Origin of the sequence: Streptosporangium sp. 'caverna' (genome assembly GCF_003203775.1) — a bacterium.
GTDB classification, from domain to species: Bacteria; Actinomycetota; Actinomycetes; order Streptosporangiales; family Streptosporangiaceae; genus Streptosporangium; species Streptosporangium subroseum.
In genome coordinates this window covers 10,854,967-10,872,291 of sequence record NZ_CP029711.1, presented here as the reverse complement: position 1 = coordinate 10,872,291, position 17,325 = coordinate 10,854,967, and the positions used below count along the sequence as shown (strand labels likewise).

The following is a 17,325-nucleotide window of genomic DNA, read 5'->3' as shown; positions in this document are numbered from 1 at the left end:
CCCAGGTCGCGAGCCGGCAAGCGGATCATCGGCATCACATGCGTCATCGGCTTCCTGGTGGCGCCGGTGGCAGTGATGGCTCCGTGCCGTGGCGCCCGTGCTTCGTCTTGCGGTTGGTCCGGTGGGTCGCGGGCGCGACCCACCGGATCACCGGTCAGCGCCCGTGCTTCGCGGGCGCGACGCAGCGCTCGAGGCGCTGCGCGAAGTCCGTCAGGTACTGCGCGCGCCACTGGCTGACGTGCTTGGCCCCGACCCAGGTGCCCTCGGCGTAGGCGGGGTCCTGGTCGTCGGACCACCAGTTGGGGTGCCTGCGCGACGGACGGTTCGCGCGCCACGCCGGCGGCGGCGCGGCGGTGACGGCGCCGGTGACGCCGTTGAGCGCCGAGTGGTCGCTGTCGACGACGTAGTCCCAGACCTTAGGATCGCGCGGGGAGAAGCGGAAGCGCAGCACACGGCCCTCGTCGACCGCCGCCGGGAAGGGGCCGCCTGTTCGGCCGCCGATGGTCATCCGCGCGTAGTTCGTCGGGCGCCAGCCGGCAGGCTTTGGGATGGCGAACTCGATCACGCCGTAGACCTCGCCGACGTCCTCGGCGGTGGTGAAGCGGTCGAATATCGTCTTGCGTCCGTCCCAGACGCGCACGTACTGCCCGCCCCAGCTCGGCCGCGCGGGGTCCTGCGCGCCCTGCAGGAACCAGGTGATCGACGGCGAGTCACCCATCTTGAGGTCGGGAGAGGCGTTGACGAAGAAGGCGCCCAGCGCGCCATGGCCAGCGACCTTCGAGGCGACGAAGGTCTGGTTGCCGAGGTCGCCGGACTGGTCGCCGCCCGTGAAGAAGCCGCGGTACGTGGCGTTGGATTCGATGATCGACAGGTGGGGGTGATGTGTCTCGATGTAGTCGTACGCGTCGACCGTCCACAGCTTGTTGGGCCCGCCGATGTAGTGGACGCGCAGCTTCGGCTCGATGTCGGGCGCGTCGTGCAGCGCCTGCGCGAGGTCGTCGATGCCGCCCCACACGAGGACGTTGAGCGGTCGTGGATCGCGCCGTCGCGCGCACTCGACGATCCACCGGGAGCCCTCGGTCGGCGCGCCGTACCCCGGAGCCGGAGCGATGTCCAGCGCGCCCTGCTTCGTGATGGCACGCAGGCGGCCGGGCGCGGGGTACCGGCGTGACCATGTGCGCAGGTTCGGCCAGTCGTGCTCGTAGGCGTCGATGACCGACAGGATGTCCGAGGCGCGGCCCGGCCCGTAGGGTGACGAGACGAGCCCCTCGACGTCGAAGCGGTCCGCGTAGAGCAGGAAGTGCACCATCGACTGGAAGTCGTCGAAGTCGGTGCCACCGATGTCCGAAGAGACCAGCACACGGGGCAGCGACCGCGGGCCGCGACCGTGCTCGGGAGCCGTCGGCAGGTGCCGGTCGGTCGCGAGCGCCTCAGTGGCTCTGGACCCGAGCGCGACCCCGGCCACGACGCCACCGGCGTGAGCGAGGAACGTGCGACGTGCGAACTGCATCTCTCCACCCCTTGGAGTTGAATAAATATTCAGCCATGACTGAATATGTAGTGGACGGTAGCCAACAATCGCCGCGTCGCGCAAGAGGGTGTCCGTCGGCGATGCGACGCTTGACATGGCGCCGTGCGCTGCGTTACGACTTGCATAAGCTCATGCAGTGTTGAATAAATATGCACTGCTAAGTGGATACGCGCTGGAGGAGAGCTGAGCGATGCGATTCAGAGCCGAAACCTGGTCGTTCGGCCAGTGCGTCGACCGCTAAGCGACCGACACCGCAACCCGCGCTGGGTTCGTCCCGGACTCATCGGGGAAGTGGCCTCACCCGCGAGCAGTTCCACACCAATGAGCACGTGACCGCGGGGAAGCCCGTCGTACGTCCACCTAGACCAGCACGCCACACGGGATGCCGACCAGAAGATCGCCGACGCGCTGAGCGCACGTGTGGAGGCCGAGCAGAAGGACCGGGACAGGGATAGACGGCAGCGTGGGTGTGCCGGCCTGAGTGAGCCAATGGCCCGTTAGCCCGAGCACCGCACACCAAGATCACTTCAGAGGTGTTTTGACTGGTGGAGCCCAGGAGATTCGAACTCCTGACTTCCTGCTTGCAAACGGGAGCCGGTCGCCACCTGAGAGGCTCTCCGCCGTGCTCAGGCGCGGAATGCCGGATGGCAGGGCGAGATGATGTGTGATCCTGTTGCTGTACTTCACTGCTGTACGCAGAGAGATCAGCTAAAGATCCGAAGCAGTTGGGGGCTCATCGTTCCCCTCGCCGGGAGGGCCGGCGGCGATGCGCGCCAGGCCAAGCCCCGCCGAGCTACAACGTCAGGCAGAGGCACCTGGCTCTGGGCAGGACCACACGACCGGCGCGTCAGGTGTCGGTGGCCTTGAGGCGGTAGCCCACGGAAGGGTCGGTCTGCAAGAAGCGGCCCTGCTCGTCGTGGAGCTTCTTGCGTATCCGATAGGCGTAGACCTTGAGGTAGTGCGTCTCGTTGGCGTACGCGGGTCCCCAGACGTTTTCCAATATCAAGCGGCGGGTGCAGACCTTGCCGACGTGCCGGGCGAGATAAGCCAGGAACTCGAACTCTTTGCAGGTGAGGTCGAGTGGCGCACCCTGCAGAGTCGCCTCGTAGTGCTGCAGGTCGAGGGTGAGGGCTCCAACCTGGAGCTCACTGTCCTGGTCGTCACCGGCGCCGACGTTGTGATGGTGGCGTAGCGCGACCCGCAGGCGAGCGTCGAGTTCACGCATGCCGAAGGGCTTGGTCATGTAATCGTCGGCGCCGCCGTCGAGTGCTCCGACCTTGCGGTCCTCGGCTCCGTCGGCGGAGAGGATGACGATGGGGGTGTCGGTCCACCCACGGACACGAGTGCAGACTTCCATCCCGTCGAGGTCGGGGAGACCGAGGTCGAGGACGATGACGTCAGGTCGCCACACCGCGACGGCGGACAGTCCGTCACCGCCGGTCTCAGCGGTGCGCACGTCGTGGCCGAGTGCCTGCAGGCCGACCCGGCAGGCGTTCAGGAGCGCGATGTCGTCGTCGATGATCAGCACGGCTGACATGTCAGGATCTTTCTTGTAGTGGCGCGGCGACGGGCAGGGTGAAACAGAAGCGTGCTCCCCCTCCGGGCACGTCTTCGACCCAGATGCGTTGCCGGTGGGCGTCGATGAAGGTCTTGGCTATGGCCAGTCCCAGTCCTGAGCCGGAGTCTCCGTGCCGGCGGATGAACAGCCCGAAGATCTCGCCACGCCGGTCGGGGCTGACGCCGGGGCCATGGTCGGTGACGGACACGGTGATCGTGGCGGCATCGGCACGCCGGGCGGCGATGGTGATCGGGCTGTCTTTCGGCGCGTGACGGATGGCGTTCTCCAGCAGGTTGGTGAACACCCGGGCGATGAGCACGACGTCGACGTCGATGAGCGGGAGGTCATCGGGCAGGTCGAGGATGGGGGGGCAGTCGCGGCGGCCGAGCGGCAGGTCGGCGAGGACGGTGTCGGCGAGGTCGTGCAGGTGGACGATGCTGGCCCGGGGCTGGAGCATGCCGGCCTGCACACGGCTCATGTCGAGCAGGTTGGTGACCAGGGCGGCGAGCCGGTCGACCTGAGTGTCGACCAGAACCGCGAGTTCGTGCCGGGCATGGGGGTCCAGTCCCTCGCCCAGTTGCGGGTCGGCAAGGATGGACGAGGACGCCTTGACGGAGGCCAGTGGGGCTCGCAGATCGTGGGAGACGGCCGCGACGAGCGTGCGGGCGAGGCGTTCGACCTCCTCGGTCAGCCCGGCACGCAGGACATGTTCGCGCAACTGCGCGCGCTCGACGGCCAACGCGATCTGGTTGGCGAACAGCAGAAGTGGTTCGCGCTGCCGGCCGGTGATCTCGGTGCCGGAGACGGTCAGAATGCCCACTGGCCGCCCGGCGGCGACAAGGGCGATCCCGAACGGGTTGGTGCCGTTGGGCCGGGTGGCGTCGACGCTGGCCGTCCGGCCCGGGGAGGGCAGCAGCCGGCGCCGGTCGTCCTCGGTGAGTGGGGCGCCGGCCGAGGCGACGATCTCGAGATCGTCGTTGCGGGGCAGCAGCAGGGCCACCTGATGGGCGTCCAAGACGTCCCGCAGGGCGTTCACGATGACCGTGAGCATTTCCTCGAGCGGCTTGTCCTCGACCAGCAGGGCGGACAGCTCGAACAGTTGCCGGATCTGCATCGCCCGCTGCCGCGCCTGTGCGCGGGCGGTGTTCATGCTGACCACCACTCGGGCAACGGGCAGCATGATCATCGCGTACACGCCGAGCGCCACCCAGTTCTCGCTGACGCCCACATAAAGCGTCTCGTAGGGTGGGATGAAGAAGAAGTCGTAGACGAGGAATCCGCCGACGACACTGATCACGCCGGCCCGAAAGCCGCCGATCACAACACCGACCACGACAGGCACGGCCAGCACCAGAGCTGTGGTGGCGATGTTCAGTTCGCCGCGGAACGGCAGCATGGCAAGAGTGAGTACGGCCATGGTCGCCAGGGCCGCGGCCGCCCCGGCGATGCTGAGCTTTCTAGCGCTATTCGTGTCGCGACCCTCCCCCCATGCGATGCGTTGTCCATCATCGCCCTTCAGGTGACTGGGTACGGACAGCGGCCCCTCGAAGTCCGACCACTTCGTTGAGGGGCCGCTGTCCGCGCCCAGTCGCCTGAGCTGATGAGCCAGGTCCCGCTTGCCCGCATCTGGAGTACTCGCCGGCGAAGGCATGGCGCGGCCGACGACATGTACGTCAATGCCTGCGTCACCTGCGAGTCTGCCGAGGCGCCGGATCGTCGAGCCGGAGCCGAGCATCTTGAGCCAAAAACTGCGTCGGCCCGGCCCGACCACGATCTGAGTGATCTGGCGCTGTCCCGCGAAGTTCACGAGAGCGGCGGCGGGGTCCTCACCGGACAGGTCGGTCCAGTCCGCGCCGAGATCATCCGCCAGACGGCGCAGCGCATCGATCTTCACGTCGAACGGGTCGGCGTCGCCGACCACGATGTGGGCGACGCTCAGGTCGGCCTTGAGGCGAGCAGCGAGACGGGCAGCGCGGCGCAACATCACGTCGTTTTCGGGCCCGGTGCTTACCCCGACGAGTACGCGTTCGGCGGTTTCCCACCGCGCTTGCGCGGGGATGCGGCCGTACTGCCCGTAGGGATCGCCTGGCATCTCGTCGGCGACGAACCGTAGCGTCAGTTCGCGCAGCGCGGTAAGGGTTTCGGTCGTGAAAAACCCGCGCAGTGCCTCACGGGCCCGGTCCGGCGAGATGACGTCCCCGTACAGCAGGCGACGGCGCAGTCGTCTGGGTGAGGAGTCGACGAGTTCGATCTCATCCGCGCTGCGGATGACGGCGTCGGGGACCCGTTCCCGGACTGCGATACCGGTGATCCGCTCTACCACGTCCGCGAGGCTTTCGATGTGTTGAACATTGATGGTGGTGATCACGTCGATCTCGGCGGCGAGCAGGTCGCGTACGTCCTGCCAGCGTTTTTCGTTGCGCCCCGAGCCGGGAACGTTGGTGTGCGCGAGTTCGTCGATCAGGGCGACCTGGGGCCGGCGGGCGAGCACGGCCTCCAGGTCCATCTCCTCGAATCGTGCACCCCGATATTCGACGATCTTGCGTGGCACTACTTCCAGGTCGGCCAGGTGGGCCTCGGTCGCGGGCCGGCCGTGCGTCTCGACCAGCGCGACGACCACGTCGAGGCCGCGCAGACGACAGAGGTGACCCTCGTCGAGCATGGCGTAGGTCTTGCCGACGCCGGCCGCCGCACCGAGGTAGATCAGGAGCCGTCCGCCCATGTGGACGCCGGCTCCCATCTCGTCGACGGCCTGAACGACGAACGCGTCGGCATAAGAGTCGTCGTTGGAGCGCTGAGTCGTCATTTCACCGTCGAAAGATCCTTGTTCAGCTCCAGCACGTTGACGTGAGAAGCGCCGAGGAATCCATACTGCGGTCCCTGCACGTGGCGTTCCACCAGCGTACGCAGCTGATCGGCCGACAGGCCGCGAGCCTTCGCCACCGCGGGGATCTGTGCGTACGCGGCGTCGGGGCTGATATCCGGGTCGACGCCGCTGCCCGACGCGGACACCAGGTGCTGGTGCGGGGTGAGGCCCTGCTTCTCCAGCGAGGCGATCCGCTCCTTGTACTTGTCCAGCAGCTCCTTCGACCGGGGCCCGAGGTTGGACCCGCCGGTGGCGGTCGGGTCGTAACCGTCTGCGCGGCCCTGGAACCACTGCGGTCCGCTCCACTCCTGCCCGATGTGCGTCGAGCCGAGAGCGGTGAGCGAGCCGTTGGCCTGGTGGTTGAACAGCGCTTGTCCGATGCCGGTCTCGACCAGCGGGTAGGCCAAGCCCAGCATGACGAAGAAGATGATCGAGACGGTGACCGCCCGTCGCAGGTCCAGCAACATCAGAATGCTCCGAGCGCAGTGAGGATCAGGTCGATCAGCTTGATGCCTACGAACGGGACTATCAGCCCGCCGAGGCCGTAGATGAGCACGTTCCTGCGCAGGATCGCCGTCGCTCCGGACGGGCGGAACCGCACGCCACGCAGCGCGAGCGGGATCAGCGCGATGATCACCAGCGCGTTGAAGATCACTGCGGAGAGCACCGCGCTCTGCGGACTGTGCAGCCCCATGATGTCCAGGGCGTCCAGTTGCGGGTAGGTGCTGACGAACAGCGCGGGGATGATCGCGAAATACTTGGCCACGTCGTTGGCGATCGAGAAGGTGGTAAGCGCGCCCCGGGTCATGAGCAACTGCTTGCCGATCTCGACGATCTCGATGAGCTTGGTCGGGTTGGAGTCGAGGTCGACCATGTTGCCGGCCTCCTTGGCGGCCGTGGTCCCCGTGTTCATCGCCACGCCGACGTCGGCCTGCGCGAGCGCGGGCGCGTCGTTGGTGCCGTCGCCGGTCATCGCGACCAGCTTGCCGCCCTCCTGCTCAGCCTTGATCAGCCGCATCTTCGCGTCCGGCGTCGCCTCCGCGAGATAGTCGTCGACCCCGGCTTCCTGCGCGATCGCGGCGGCGGTCAGTGGGTTGTCGCCAGTGACCATGACCGTGCGGATGCCGATTTCGCGCAGTTCCGCGAAGCGTTCGGCGATGCCCTGCTTGACGACGTCCTTGAGCTCGATGACCCCCAGGACGCGGGCCCGGTCGGCCACCACGAGAGGGGTGGAGCCCGCACGAGAGATCCGTTCGACGATCGGGTCGAGCTCGTCGGGCAGCGTGCCGCCCTGCTCGGTCACCCACCGTTTGACGGCGTCGGCCGCCCCCTTACGGATCCGCCGATCATCTGTGTCCAGGCCGGACATGCGAGTCGTAGCACTGAAGCGTACGAACACATGACCTGGTGCCAGGTCACGCTCGCGCAGCCCGAAACGCTCCTTGGCGAGCACGACGATCGAGCGTCCCTCAGGGGTCTCGTCGGCGAGAGAGGCCAGCTGGGCTGCTTCGGCGAGGTCGTGCTCGCCATATCCGCCAACCGCGTAGAACTCCGAGGCCATCCGGTTACCCATGGTGATGGTGCCGGTCTTGTCCAGCAGCAGCGTCTGGACGTCGCCGGCGGCCTCGACCGCGCGGCCGCTCATGGCAAGCACGTTGTGCTGCACCAGCCGGTCCATGCCGGCGATGCCGATCGCGGACAGCAACGCCCCGATGGTGGTCGGGATCAGGCAGACGATCAGCGCTATGAGCACGATCACCGACACCTCACCGCCGGCGAACTGGGCGAAGGGCTGCAGTGCGACCACGACCGGGATAAAGATGAGGGTCAGTGCGGAGAGCAGGATCGTCAACGCGATCTCATTCGGCGTCTTCTGCCGCTTCGCTCCCTCGACCAGGCTGATCATACGATCGAGGAACGTCTGCCCCGGCTCAGCGGTGATGCGCACCACGATCCGGTCGGAAAGCACCTGGGTGCCACCGGTCACCGCGGACCGGTCACCGCCGGACTCCCGGATCACCGGAGCGGACTCGCCGGTGATGGCGGACTCATCGATCGAGGCCGCTCCCTCGACGATCTCCCCGTCGGACGGGATGACATCGCCTGCCTCGCAGACCACCATGTGGCCGGTCGACAGTTCGCCGGCGGGCACCCGTTCCTCGGTGCCGTCGGGCCGGAGCCGCCGCGCGTCGGTCGTGGTGCGCGTCTTGCGCAACGCGTCCGCCTGCGCCTTGCCGCGCCCTTCGGCCATCGCCTCGGCGAAGTTGGCGAACAGAACCGTCAGCAGCAGCCAGACCATCACCGACCAGGAGAAGACGCTCGGGTGGGCGATCGCCTCCAGCAGCGTGATCACGGTGCCGATGAGCACCACGAACATGACCGGGTTCTTGACCTGGACTCGGGGATCGAGTTTGCGCAGCGCCTCCACGGCGGCCACGCGCATGATCTGTCCGTCGAACAGCCTGCGCCGGCTCACCACGCCGCGTCCGCCCGGCACACCCGGCTGGCCGGGGGCGCCGGAGCGATCCGCGTCGAGGACCTTGATGTCCGGCATCACGATTTCCTTTCCCAATCAGGCATAAACGCGTCAGGCTGCAAAGGGGCCTGCTCCCGTGGCACCAGAGAGGACATCAGAAGAACATCCCGTGACTGAGCTGCTCCACGATCGGCCCCAGAGCGACCGCGGGGAGGAAGGTCAAGGCGCCGACGATGAGGACCACACCGGTGAGCAGGCCGACGAACATCGGCTTGTCGGTGCGGAAGGTTCCCGGCGACGTGGGTACGACGTTCTTCGCCGCGAGGCTTCCCGCCAGAGCGAGGACCGGGACGATGATCGCGAACCGGCCGAGCAGCAGGCCGATGGTCCCGGTGATGTTGTAGAAGGGGGTGTTCGCGCTCAGCCCGCCGAACCCGGATCCGTTGTTGTTCGTCTGCGAGGTGTAGGCGTAGAGGATCTCGGAGAACCCGTGCGGTCCGGCGTTGAGCGGGCCGGCTTTCCCGGCCTCGACCAACACGGCGATCGCGGTGAGCACCAGCACCGTGATCGGCATGACCAGCACTCCCAGGGCGGCGAGTTTCACCTCCTTGGCCTGGATCTTCTTACCGAGATACTCCGGCGTTCGCCCGACCATCAACCCGCCGATGAACACCGTGATCACCGCGAACAGCAGCATCGAGTACAGGCCCGTTCCGACGCCGCCGGGACTGACCTCGCCCAGCATCATCCCGGTGAGCATCGCCATCCCGCCGATCGGCGTGTAGGAGTCGGCCGCGGAGTCGACGCTGCCCGTGGAGGTCTGCGTCGAGGTCACGTTGTACAGGGATGACGACGGCGCGCCGAACCGGGTCTCCTTGCCCTCCATGTTGCCGGCGGGCTGCGATGTCACTCCGGCAGCGGCGAGCGCGGGGTTGCCCTGCTGCTCGGCGACGCCGGTCATCGTGAGCCAGCCGCCGAACAGGATCGTCATCACCGCGAGGACGGCCACGCCCTGGCGGAGGTTGAACACCATCTTGCCGAAGACGTAGGTGAACGCGACGGGGATGCACAGGATCAGCACGATGGACAGGAAGTTCGTCAATCCGGTCGGGTTCTCGAAGGGTCCGGCACCGTTGGCGTTGAAGAACCCGCCACCGTTGGTGCCCAACTCCTTGATCACCTCTTGGGAGGCGATAGGGCCGCGAGGCAGCGTCTGGCTCGCTCCGTTGAGCACGTTGTGAACCTGTGCCGGTCCGGCCAGCGTCTGCATCGCGCCCTGCCAGATGAACACGACCGCGGCGACGAGCGCGACCGGCAGCAGCACGTAGATCGTGCCGCGCACCAGATCGACCCAGAAGTTCCCGATCGTCTTCGATCCCTTGCGAGCGAAGCCGCGAACCAACGCGACCGCGACCGCCATACCCACCGCGGCGGACAGGAAGTTCTGCACCGCCAGGGCACCCATCTGCGACAGGTAGGACATCGTCGTCTCGCCGGAGTACGACTGCCAGTTCGTGTTGGTCACGAACGACACGGCCGTGTTCCAGGCCGTATCCGGCCTGACCCCGGGCATGTGCTGGGGGTTGAACGGCAGATACTCCTGCAGTCGGAAGATGCCGTAACTGATCAGCAGCGCGACCGCCGAGAAAATGATCACCGATACGGTGTAGCGGTTCCAGGTCTGTTCGACCTTCGGGTCTGCTCCGACCACTCGGTAGATCGGCCGCTCGACCTTGGCCAGCCACCTGACCCGGCCCTCGTACACCGCGACCATGTAGGCGCCGAGGAACCGCCAGCACAACGCCAGCACGACGACCAGTGCGACGATCGTCCACACGAAGGCCACTAGAACCACTCCGCCTTGAAGAGCGCGATGCCCAGGTAAATGAACACCGCAATGGAAACTATGAGCAAGAGGATGCTTCCGCTCATATGCGATCAAGCCCCCAGGTCAGGCCCAGCATCGCGAGCGTAAAGCCGATGATTCCCAGGACTACAAACACGTCAGCCACGAAGTCAGTGTGGTCACCCGGCCGGTGGAGGCGAGGTAGAGCTCCAGCCCGTCCCGGTGGAGAAACGGTGAACGCCAACTGCCGGACGCTGTAAGGGCCGGCACACAGAGCGCTTCGGCGTCGGCGCGCGTGCCGTGCATTGCGAGTGCGCCGCAGACATTCCTCGCAGCCTCCCCGGTGACTCATGTCCACCACCGCGGGAGTTCCCTCCCATACTCGGGCGGGTGCGCGCCGTTCCGGCCCCGATCCACCAGGTTTCGAGCCGGTGCCGTATCAAGGGGATGTCACACGCCGGTTCCTCGCGTACTCCTCTCCATCCCGCTTGCCGGACCCGTACCATCTGGCAGTACTGACACGTCCCGGCTCTGTCGGGGCTGCTCCTGCCCTCCCGGCATCACCCGGTTCAGGCTGCCCTCAGCTCCACCGTCTCGCTGCGATGGGATCGCGGCGAAAGGGGTCTCCACTTCCACTCGAACACTGCGCCTCACGGCGCACTCACGACCTGCGGCACACCGGTAACAACCTCGCCGCGAACGCCGGGGCGTCGATCCGGGGGCCGATGGAGCGCATGTGCCACTCCAGCACACGGGCGGCGATGATCTACCAGCACTCGACCTACGAGCGGCAGCGGGAGGTGGCTCGGAAGCTCGACGACCTCGCCCGTGGAGCCCTGGCGGGAGGATCAGGCACGCAACGGGCGCGGAAGCCGAAAAGTGCCGGATGAAGATCAAAGCCCAGGTTGCGGCAACCATGCCTGACCTGGGCTTTTCTATGTCCGCGAGGGGAGTGGAGCCTAGGAGATTCGAACTCCTGACTTCCTGCTTGCAAAGCAGGCGCTCTGCCAACTGAGCTAAGGCCCCGAGATCAAGTCGTTGGCCTGGGGTGACGCCCCACACGACCTGCTTCAGTCGTACACCGTAGCAACAGGAACCGCCTCTGCGCCACTTAAGCCCCGCCGCTCGGTGCTTCGCGACTCAGGTGCCGAGCGGACGAGATTCTTTTCTTGATCATCTCTCGTCCGAAACGGTGTTGTTCGGTGGATTTGAGGCGTTCAGCACCGCTGGCTACGGGCCCTGCCAACGCGAACGGGTCCCGGCCGGCGCTCAGCTCTCGGGAACCGTACGGCCCTCGATCCCCGCGCCGTACGGAAGTCGGTTCTCAGGCCCCACCGAGATCGGTCTCAGGCTGTACGGAGGTCGGCGATGACGTGGAAACGTTCCAGGGTCACCGGGGTGGTGTCGTCCACGGTGAAGGTCGGGTCGCCCAGCGCCGAGCGCATCTCCTGACCGTGCCAGAACTCCTCGTGGTCCGCACGCCACTGCGCGATCGTCGTGTGGCCCTCGCCCTCGTCCATCGCATGGGCGACGTCCACCTCGCCCAGCGGCACAACGCGCACGCTCGTTATCTCGATGACGGCCACCGGGCGGTCGGCGGAGTCCACCACCACCGACCGCTCGCCGATCTCGGGCAGCGCCTCGTCCCCATGCTCGTAATCGGCGACCAGACCGGTCGTGGCAGTCTTGCGGCCGTCGAGGACCGCCGTGACGAGCATGTCGCGCAGCGGGCCGGGGAAGGCGAACAGGGCCTTGGGCAGGGATGCGAGATCGAAGGGCTCGCTGAAGGCGGATGTCACGGAACATCACCTTAACGAGGTGGTTCGTACGAGCTGCGCTCAGGACGGGAGTGCCCTCAGAACCGGCCCTCAGGACAGGGCGGGCCTCAGCCGGCGGAGGCGCCCACGGGGGTCTCCACTCGCACGCTGCCCAGCAGGAGATCGGGGAGATCGGCGATGGAGTCCAGGAGGTGAGTGGCGCCGCCCTTGAGGAGGCGTTCCCTGCTGTGGACCCCGGTCATGATCCCGGCGACCACCGATGCGCCGGAACGACGGCCGCAGAGCATGTCGCTCTCGGAGTCACCGGCCACCGCGACGTGGCGGACATCCTCGATACCGAGGCGCAGGACCGCGGTGAGAACCATGTTGGGCATGGGACGGCCTCGGCCCGCGTCTTCCGGGCAGAGAGCGAGATCGACCTTGTCGGACCAGCTCAGGGCGCTCAGCACGCGGCTGAGCGTGACCCGGCTGAAGCCGGTGATAAGGCAGATCTTGATACCCGCGCCGCGAAGCCTCTCCAGCGTCTCGACGGTCCCGGGCATCGGGGTCAGACCCGCGCGCCCGATGGCACCCTCGTAGGAACGCTCGAAGGTCAGGTTGGCCGCCTGGGCCTGGGCCTCGTTGTCCGGGAAGATGCCCCGGAACACTTCGATCTTGGGACAGCCCCGGGACCGGTGCACGTGCACCATGGCACGCGCATACGCACCGGTCCCGGGCACGATGCCCTGCGTGGCGATCGCCTCGGCGAACGCCCGTTCGACCATGGCGATATCACCGATCGTGGTGCCTGCCAGATCCAGACAGGCGAGCCTGATGGGGGTTACCTCCCCATCGTGAGCAAGGACCATAAAAGCACCCAAATCGGTAGCCGCGTTGATCAGTTCTCGCTACCGGTGGCCTCGGTCCACAGGTCAAGCTCGGCACGGTCAGCCTGCACCTTGCGCCAGACCAGCAGCCCCCCGAGGGCGACGAGCGTCAGAACGAGCAACTTCTTCATGGTGTGACCCCACTTCTCGACGGTCTCACCTGCCGGGGTGAGACAACGCCCGGTTCCAACGGTTCCCTGCAGCCTAGCAAGGGACCGGGCCATGATCCGATCCGCGCGACGAGCCGACGTGGCCAATCTCCGCCAACCGGCTGATTGTCATCATCATGCCGTACGGCTCGTGCTTAGACGCTCACGATCGCCGCGAGTTCGGCCTCGAAACCGTTCTCGTTCTCAAGATAACCCGAGTAATGGTCAGCTCTGCCCGCGCAAGGGCGCTGATAGACGGGCATCACCGTCCATCCGCGCACCGGTGGCGCCGTGACCAGCCCGTCTACCGCTCCGGCCCGATCAGGCAGAACCCCAAATGGCTCAGACCCGGTCGGTATCAGTCATGGGGAACAGCTGGGACGGGCCCCCTCAGGTCGCCCCTCAAGCCCCCCTCAGGCCGCCCCTCAAGCCCCTCTCAAGCCTCCGTCAGGCCCGCTTCTGAGGCCGGGTCAGCGCGTCGCGTCCCCTCTCCACGATGTCCCCGACCACCTTCAGATCTTCATCGTCCTGGGCGGTCGCGAGCGCCGTCTTGGCGGCGTCGTAGGCGTCGAGGACCGCGTGCCAGTCGATCCCGTCCTCGCCCTTCCCGTCCAGGAGGTCGATCTCCTCACCCAGCCGGGTCACCTCTTCCTCCGCGCGCCGCCTGCCGGTCTCGAAGGCGGCCCTGGACTCGGCGGCGGACCGCCGGCCGGCTCGACGGCGCCTCAGCTTGATCCTGACCGCCCGGAACACCACGGCGACCACGATCAGGCCGAACACCCCGAAAGTGATGACCCAGCCGATCGCCAGTTTGCTCGTCGAGCCCGAGAGATCGGCATCTTTGGCGTATTCGGTCACCATGTCGGTGACGTCTGCGCCCTCGAACGTGGCGCCCTTGAGCTCGGTGTGGGACAGGTCGGCGCCGACCAGCCTGGCGTTCTTGAAGTCCACGTCGAAGAGCTGGCTGCTACGCATCTCGACCCGGTCCATCCGGGCACGGGTGAAGTCGGCCTGGCCGGCCTTGAGGTAGGAGAGGCCGGCGTCGGTGAGGTCGGCGCCGACGAACTTGGCGCCGCCGATGTCTCCGCTGTCGAGCGTCGCCCTGGACAGGTAGGCGCCGCTCAGGTCCGCGCCCGCCAGTTCGACGCTGCTGAGCTCGGCCTGGCCGAGACGGGCCTCCCTGAGGTCGGCTCCCTTGAGAAAGTGAACCTTCGCACCGGTGAGCGAGGCCTTGCGGAGGATCGCGCGGTCGAGCCGTACGGAACTCAGATCGACCCCGTCCAGCTTGGCGCCCGTCAGGTCGGCACAGCTCAGATCGTCGGGGAAATCCTTGACCCTGGTCAGGTCCCAGCCCGCGTACTGCTGCCCGCTGCCCGGCTCGCACTCCGGGTCGGGAACGGGCAGTTCCTTGGGCACGCCCGTGCTGCCCGCGAGCTCCGCGCCGGTCGCGTCACGCAGGTTGGCCTGGCTGAGGTCGGCCCCCTTGAAGGTCGCCCCCTCCATGGCCGTGGAGTAGAGCTCCGCCCCGGCCAGGTCGGCGTCCCGGAACACGGTCTTGACGAACGTCGAGTCGCGGAGCCGGGCCTTGCCGGCCTTCACCCGGGTGAGGTTCGCGCGGCGCATGTCCGAGCCGTAGGCGTCCACGTCGCGCATGTCGACCCCGACGAGCTTCGCGTCGTCGAACTGGGCCTGGTAGAACCTGGCCCGGACCATCGTGGCCCCGCTGAGGTCGGCCCCCTCCAGGTGGGCGCTGTAGAAGGAGGCATCGTCGAGGATCGCCCCGCGAAGGTCCGCGCCGCGGGCGTTCGCGGAGGAGAAATCGGCCTCGGAGAGATCGGCCTTGCGCAGGTCCGCGCCCGCCATCTCCACGGCGCTGAGGTATGTCCCCTTGAGCGAGGCGCCCCTGAGGTCGGCTCCCGTGAGCGGGCTCCGCACGATCGCACCGTCCAGCCTCGCGTTGCGAAGATCCGCACAGGTCAGGTCGGCGGGCAGGACGGCCCGGCTGAGGTTCCTGCCGGCCAGCTTGGGCCCGCTTCCGGGAACGCAGGCGGCCTCGGCCGCGGACAGGGGACTGAGCACGACCGCCGCCAGGATCACCGCTGGCACGAGCACTCGAGGTATTACCGACATTTCCGCTCACGATCTCCCCCGAGACGCCCGAATCCTATCGTTAAGGGGGAGAACGGAGATCAGTCAGTGGCCTTCGACAAGGTCGGCGTAGTCGGGGTGCCGATCGATCCAGCCCTTCACGAACCAGCAGCTCGGCACGACCTTCGCTCCTTCGGCGCGGGCCGCGTCCAGCGCCGTGCGGACGAGCTCGGCGCCCACCCCGTTGCCCTCGAATTCCGGGTTGACCTCGGTGTGGGGATAGACGATGACGGTGCCACGCCGGATGAGGTCCAGTCGTCCCGCCTGCTTGCCGTCCACCTCCGCCTCGAAGAAATCGCCGCCGGGGGAGAGTTTGACGTCAATCTGCATGGGGCCTCCTTGGTCGGGCCGCCGGATGGCGGCGAATCGGTCAGCCGATCCCTTGCGAAATTCATTCCCCTGAGCCTCATCGGCCGGGGACGGATTACGGAAAGCCCGCCGACCGGTGGCAGAGCGGCCGCGGAAGAACCGGCCGACGCCGAGGTGCTGGAGAAAGCGTGTCGCTCGTCGCTTCCGGATCGCGTTTTGCGGGAATATGGAGAACATCGGGTGACGTGATGCCGGGGACAGCGGCCTATCAGAAGACTCCGCCATGTTGGATGATGTAGCCAGGTTCCGGTGTCGCCACCGGTACATCATGGCGATCAGCCGACAGGGCCGCGCTGGCCGGGCAGGGCGTTGACTGGGTTCCATGCGCGCCGAGAAGGTGATCGCAATGGTCGGTGGGGTCGGCAACGGTTCACTACGCATCTTTTTCACCGGGCCGTCGGCCGGTTTGCGCTGCGAGGGAGACATCGACGCCACGACCCGCCCCGTCCTGATCCAGGCGCTGGCCGTGGTCTCGGAACAGACCAGCGGTGACCTGCACGCCGATCTCGGCGATGTGAGTTTCATCGACGTGGGCGGCCTGCGGGTTCTGGTCGAGACAGGATGCCGGCTGGGCGGCGAGCGCAGATTCATCGTTTATGCCCTGAAGCCGCATACTCGGCGGATCATCGATATGTGCGGCTGGACAGATCTGCTCCTGACAGGCGTGAGCAGCACCTCACCTGGTGGGAGAGCGGTCAACCACTCCTCAGATGTACCGTAAAGGTCTCCGAGCAGGAATTTGGGTGATCGTAAGCTGAGAGTAATCACAACGGCGCCGATCCGCGGCCGCGCGAGCGGGCCAAGCGGGAAAGGCAGCGTCCGGGGCGGCACGCGGATTCCTCGCAGCATGCTCAAGAGCCTGTTTTCTCCTCCCAGTATGCTTAAGTGCTCATTACCCCCTCCTATCACGCGACTGCCATCACCACCTCTGCCACGAGCAGTCGGCCTTGGTCGGTCGGCCTTGAAACGGTCAGCTTTGAAACGGCCGTGATCGGATGGATGCCTGCCGCCTCTGGTCCAGGTCCGTCCGATAACCCTTCCGTACCGGCCCCTGCCCTCAACCATCTGTAGAGGTACACCTGTGAGTGCTGCCGTCCTTGTGACCGCCGTATCCAACAACCCCTTGGAAGACAACCCCCTGGAACAGGAGAAAGTGTCCCTCCTGGCTCTGGTCGGCGAGCTCGACTACACCAATGCCGAACGGCTCCAGCACGACCTGCAGGAGGCCATCGGACCGGGGGTCTGCAATCTCGTCATAGATCTGACCGATCTGAGCTTCTGCGACTCCACCGGAATCCAGGTCTTCCTGACCATTCGCAAGATCACTCAGGACCGCGGCGGCAGCATCGCCCTGACCAACCTGCAGCCCCGCCTGGAAAAACTTTTCCACCTGACCGGGCTCGCCTCCGCCTTTGGCATCCAGCCCACCGTCCTCGACGCCGTCAAGGTCTTCCGGTCGCGCCAGTCGTCATCGTGAAGGTCCCCTCACGGATGACCGCGGCGACCCACCGGTGCACACGAGATGTCATACTCCAGATTCCAGGACCATTCGGACCTCTCCTGCCCCGCTCAACGCCCACACGTTCACCGCACAGGCCACAGAACGAATATCTGGTGGCCCTGTGTCGTCGTAAGTTGGCAATGAGCGGGCAGGTGTCTAGCATCGTGTAACTCGTCAGCAACGCCCTGATTCTGGAGCGAGTCGGCTCGCCCCCCGGTAACTGCCAGACAAGGCGAC

Annotated in this window: 14 protein-coding genes and 1 tRNA gene; 2 read left to right on the top strand and 13 right to left on the bottom strand. The window is 66.6% G+C overall.

What is annotated here, in order from left to right; genetic code table 11:
• Positions 1–154: 154 nt before the first annotated feature.
• The 13 genes from DKM19_RS47010 to DKM19_RS46955 all read right to left on the bottom strand — a co-directional run bounded on the left by DKM19_RS47010 (position 155) and on the right by DKM19_RS46955 (position 15,548).
• Positions 155–1,510 (bottom strand): DUF1593 domain-containing protein, encoded by a 1,356-nt coding sequence (locus DKM19_RS47010; protein WP_110705054.1) that lies wholly within the window; start codon positions 1,508–1,510, stop codon positions 155–157.
• Between the two features lie 868 nt (positions 1,511–2,378).
• Complete coding sequence (locus DKM19_RS47005) at positions 2,379–3,068, bottom strand: response regulator transcription factor (RefSeq protein ID WP_110705053.1); 690 nt, start codon at positions 3,066–3,068, stop codon at positions 2,379–2,381.
• Between the two features lies 1 nt (position 3,069).
• On the bottom strand, positions 3,070–5,895 hold the full coding sequence (locus DKM19_RS47000) for an ATP-binding protein (RefSeq protein ID WP_110705052.1): 2,826 nt from the start codon (positions 5,893–5,895) through the stop codon (positions 3,070–3,072).
• Entirely contained in the window at positions 5,892–6,422 is a 531-nt protein-coding gene (locus DKM19_RS46995; protein WP_110705051.1) for a potassium-transporting ATPase subunit C, read from the bottom strand. The genes DKM19_RS47000 and DKM19_RS46995 overlap by 4 nt, the downstream gene beginning before the upstream one ends.
• Positions 6,422–8,509 (bottom strand): potassium-transporting ATPase subunit KdpB, encoded by a 2,088-nt coding sequence (gene kdpB / locus DKM19_RS46990; RefSeq protein WP_110705050.1) that lies wholly within the window; start codon positions 8,507–8,509, stop codon positions 6,422–6,424. Before kdpB ends, DKM19_RS46995 begins: the two co-directional genes overlap by 1 nt.
• 76 nt (positions 8,510–8,585) lie before the next feature.
• The gene (gene kdpA, locus DKM19_RS46985) at positions 8,586–10,286 is read right to left on the bottom strand and encodes a potassium-transporting ATPase subunit KdpA (RefSeq protein WP_110705049.1); all 1,701 of its coding nucleotides are present in this window, start codon (positions 10,284–10,286) and stop codon (positions 8,586–8,588) included.
• Complete coding sequence (locus tag DKM19_RS53200; RefSeq protein ID WP_110705048.1) at positions 10,277–10,363, bottom strand: potassium-transporting ATPase subunit F; 87 nt, start codon at positions 10,361–10,363, stop codon at positions 10,277–10,279. The genes kdpA and DKM19_RS53200 overlap by 10 nt, the downstream gene beginning before the upstream one ends.
• A gap of 867 nt (positions 10,364–11,230) precedes the next feature.
• A tRNA-Ala gene (locus DKM19_RS46975) sits at positions 11,231–11,303 on the bottom strand.
• A 320-nt stretch (positions 11,304–11,623) separates the two neighbouring features.
• Positions 11,624–12,076: an ASCH domain-containing protein gene (locus DKM19_RS46970; protein ID WP_239513975.1), complete on the bottom strand. Its 453-nt coding sequence runs from the start codon at positions 12,074–12,076 to the stop codon at positions 11,624–11,626.
• A gap of 86 nt (positions 12,077–12,162) precedes the next feature.
• A complete protein-coding gene (locus DKM19_RS46965) occupies positions 12,163–12,903 on the bottom strand; it encodes an HAD family hydrolase (protein WP_110705047.1) in 741 nt (246 codons plus the stop codon).
• A 29-nt stretch (positions 12,904–12,932) separates the two neighbouring features.
• Positions 12,933–13,052, bottom strand: a complete 120-nt coding sequence (locus DKM19_RS52390) for a DLW-39 family protein (RefSeq protein ID WP_218825808.1) — start codon at positions 13,050–13,052, stop codon at positions 12,933–12,935.
• A gap of 465 nt (positions 13,053–13,517) precedes the next feature.
• Positions 13,518–15,176, bottom strand: a complete 1,659-nt coding sequence (locus DKM19_RS46960; RefSeq protein ID WP_162642300.1) for a pentapeptide repeat-containing protein — start codon at positions 15,174–15,176, stop codon at positions 13,518–13,520.
• An 87-nt stretch (positions 15,177–15,263) separates the two neighbouring features.
• Positions 15,264–15,548 (bottom strand): GNAT family N-acetyltransferase, encoded by a 285-nt coding sequence (locus DKM19_RS46955; protein WP_089213610.1) that lies wholly within the window; start codon positions 15,546–15,548, stop codon positions 15,264–15,266.
• Positions 15,549–15,909: 361 nt separating this feature from the next.
• Between DKM19_RS46955 and DKM19_RS46950 the strand changes: the two genes are divergently transcribed.
• Positions 15,910–16,308, top strand: coding sequence for an STAS domain-containing protein (locus DKM19_RS46950; RefSeq protein ID WP_110705045.1), 399 nt, complete (start codon positions 15,910–15,912; stop codon positions 16,306–16,308).
• Positions 16,309–16,668: 360 nt separating this feature from the next.
• Positions 16,669–17,064, top strand: a complete 396-nt coding sequence (locus tag DKM19_RS46945; protein ID WP_110705044.1) for an STAS domain-containing protein — start codon at positions 16,669–16,671, stop codon at positions 17,062–17,064.
• Positions 17,065–17,325: the final 261 nt, after the last annotated feature.

Bases quoted from the DNA above. Each gene is read 5' to 3' on its own strand.
- DKM19_RS47010 (WP_110705054.1), bottom strand. From the start codon at position 1,510: ATGCAGTTCGCACGTCGCACGTTCCTCGCTCACGCCGGTGGCGTCGTG.
- DKM19_RS47005 (WP_110705053.1), bottom strand. From the start codon at position 3,068: ATGTCAGCCGTGCTGATCATCGACGACGACATCGCGCTCCTGAACGCC.
- DKM19_RS47000 (WP_110705052.1), bottom strand. From the start codon at position 5,895: ATGACGACTCAGCGCTCCAACGACGACTCTTATGCCGACGCGTTCGTC.
- DKM19_RS46995 (WP_110705051.1), bottom strand. From the start codon at position 6,422: ATGTTGCTGGACCTGCGACGGGCGGTCACCGTCTCGATCATCTTCTTC.
- kdpB (WP_110705050.1), bottom strand. From the start codon at position 8,509: ATGCCGGACATCAAGGTCCTCGACGCGGATCGCTCCGGCGCCCCCGGC.
- DKM19_RS53200 (WP_110705048.1), bottom strand. From the start codon at position 10,363: ATGAGCGGAAGCATCCTCTTGCTCATAGTTTCCATTGCGGTGTTCATT.
- DKM19_RS46965 (WP_110705047.1), bottom strand. From the start codon at position 12,903: ATGGTCCTTGCTCACGATGGGGAGGTAACCCCCATCAGGCTCGCCTGT.
- DKM19_RS52390 (WP_218825808.1), bottom strand. From the start codon at position 13,052: ATGAAGAAGTTGCTCGTTCTGACGCTCGTCGCCCTCGGGGGGCTGCTG.
- DKM19_RS46955 (WP_089213610.1), bottom strand. From the start codon at position 15,548: ATGCAGATTGACGTCAAACTCTCCCCCGGCGGCGATTTCTTCGAGGCG.
- DKM19_RS46950 (WP_110705045.1), top strand. From the start codon at position 15,910: ATGCGCGCCGAGAAGGTGATCGCAATGGTCGGTGGGGTCGGCAACGGT.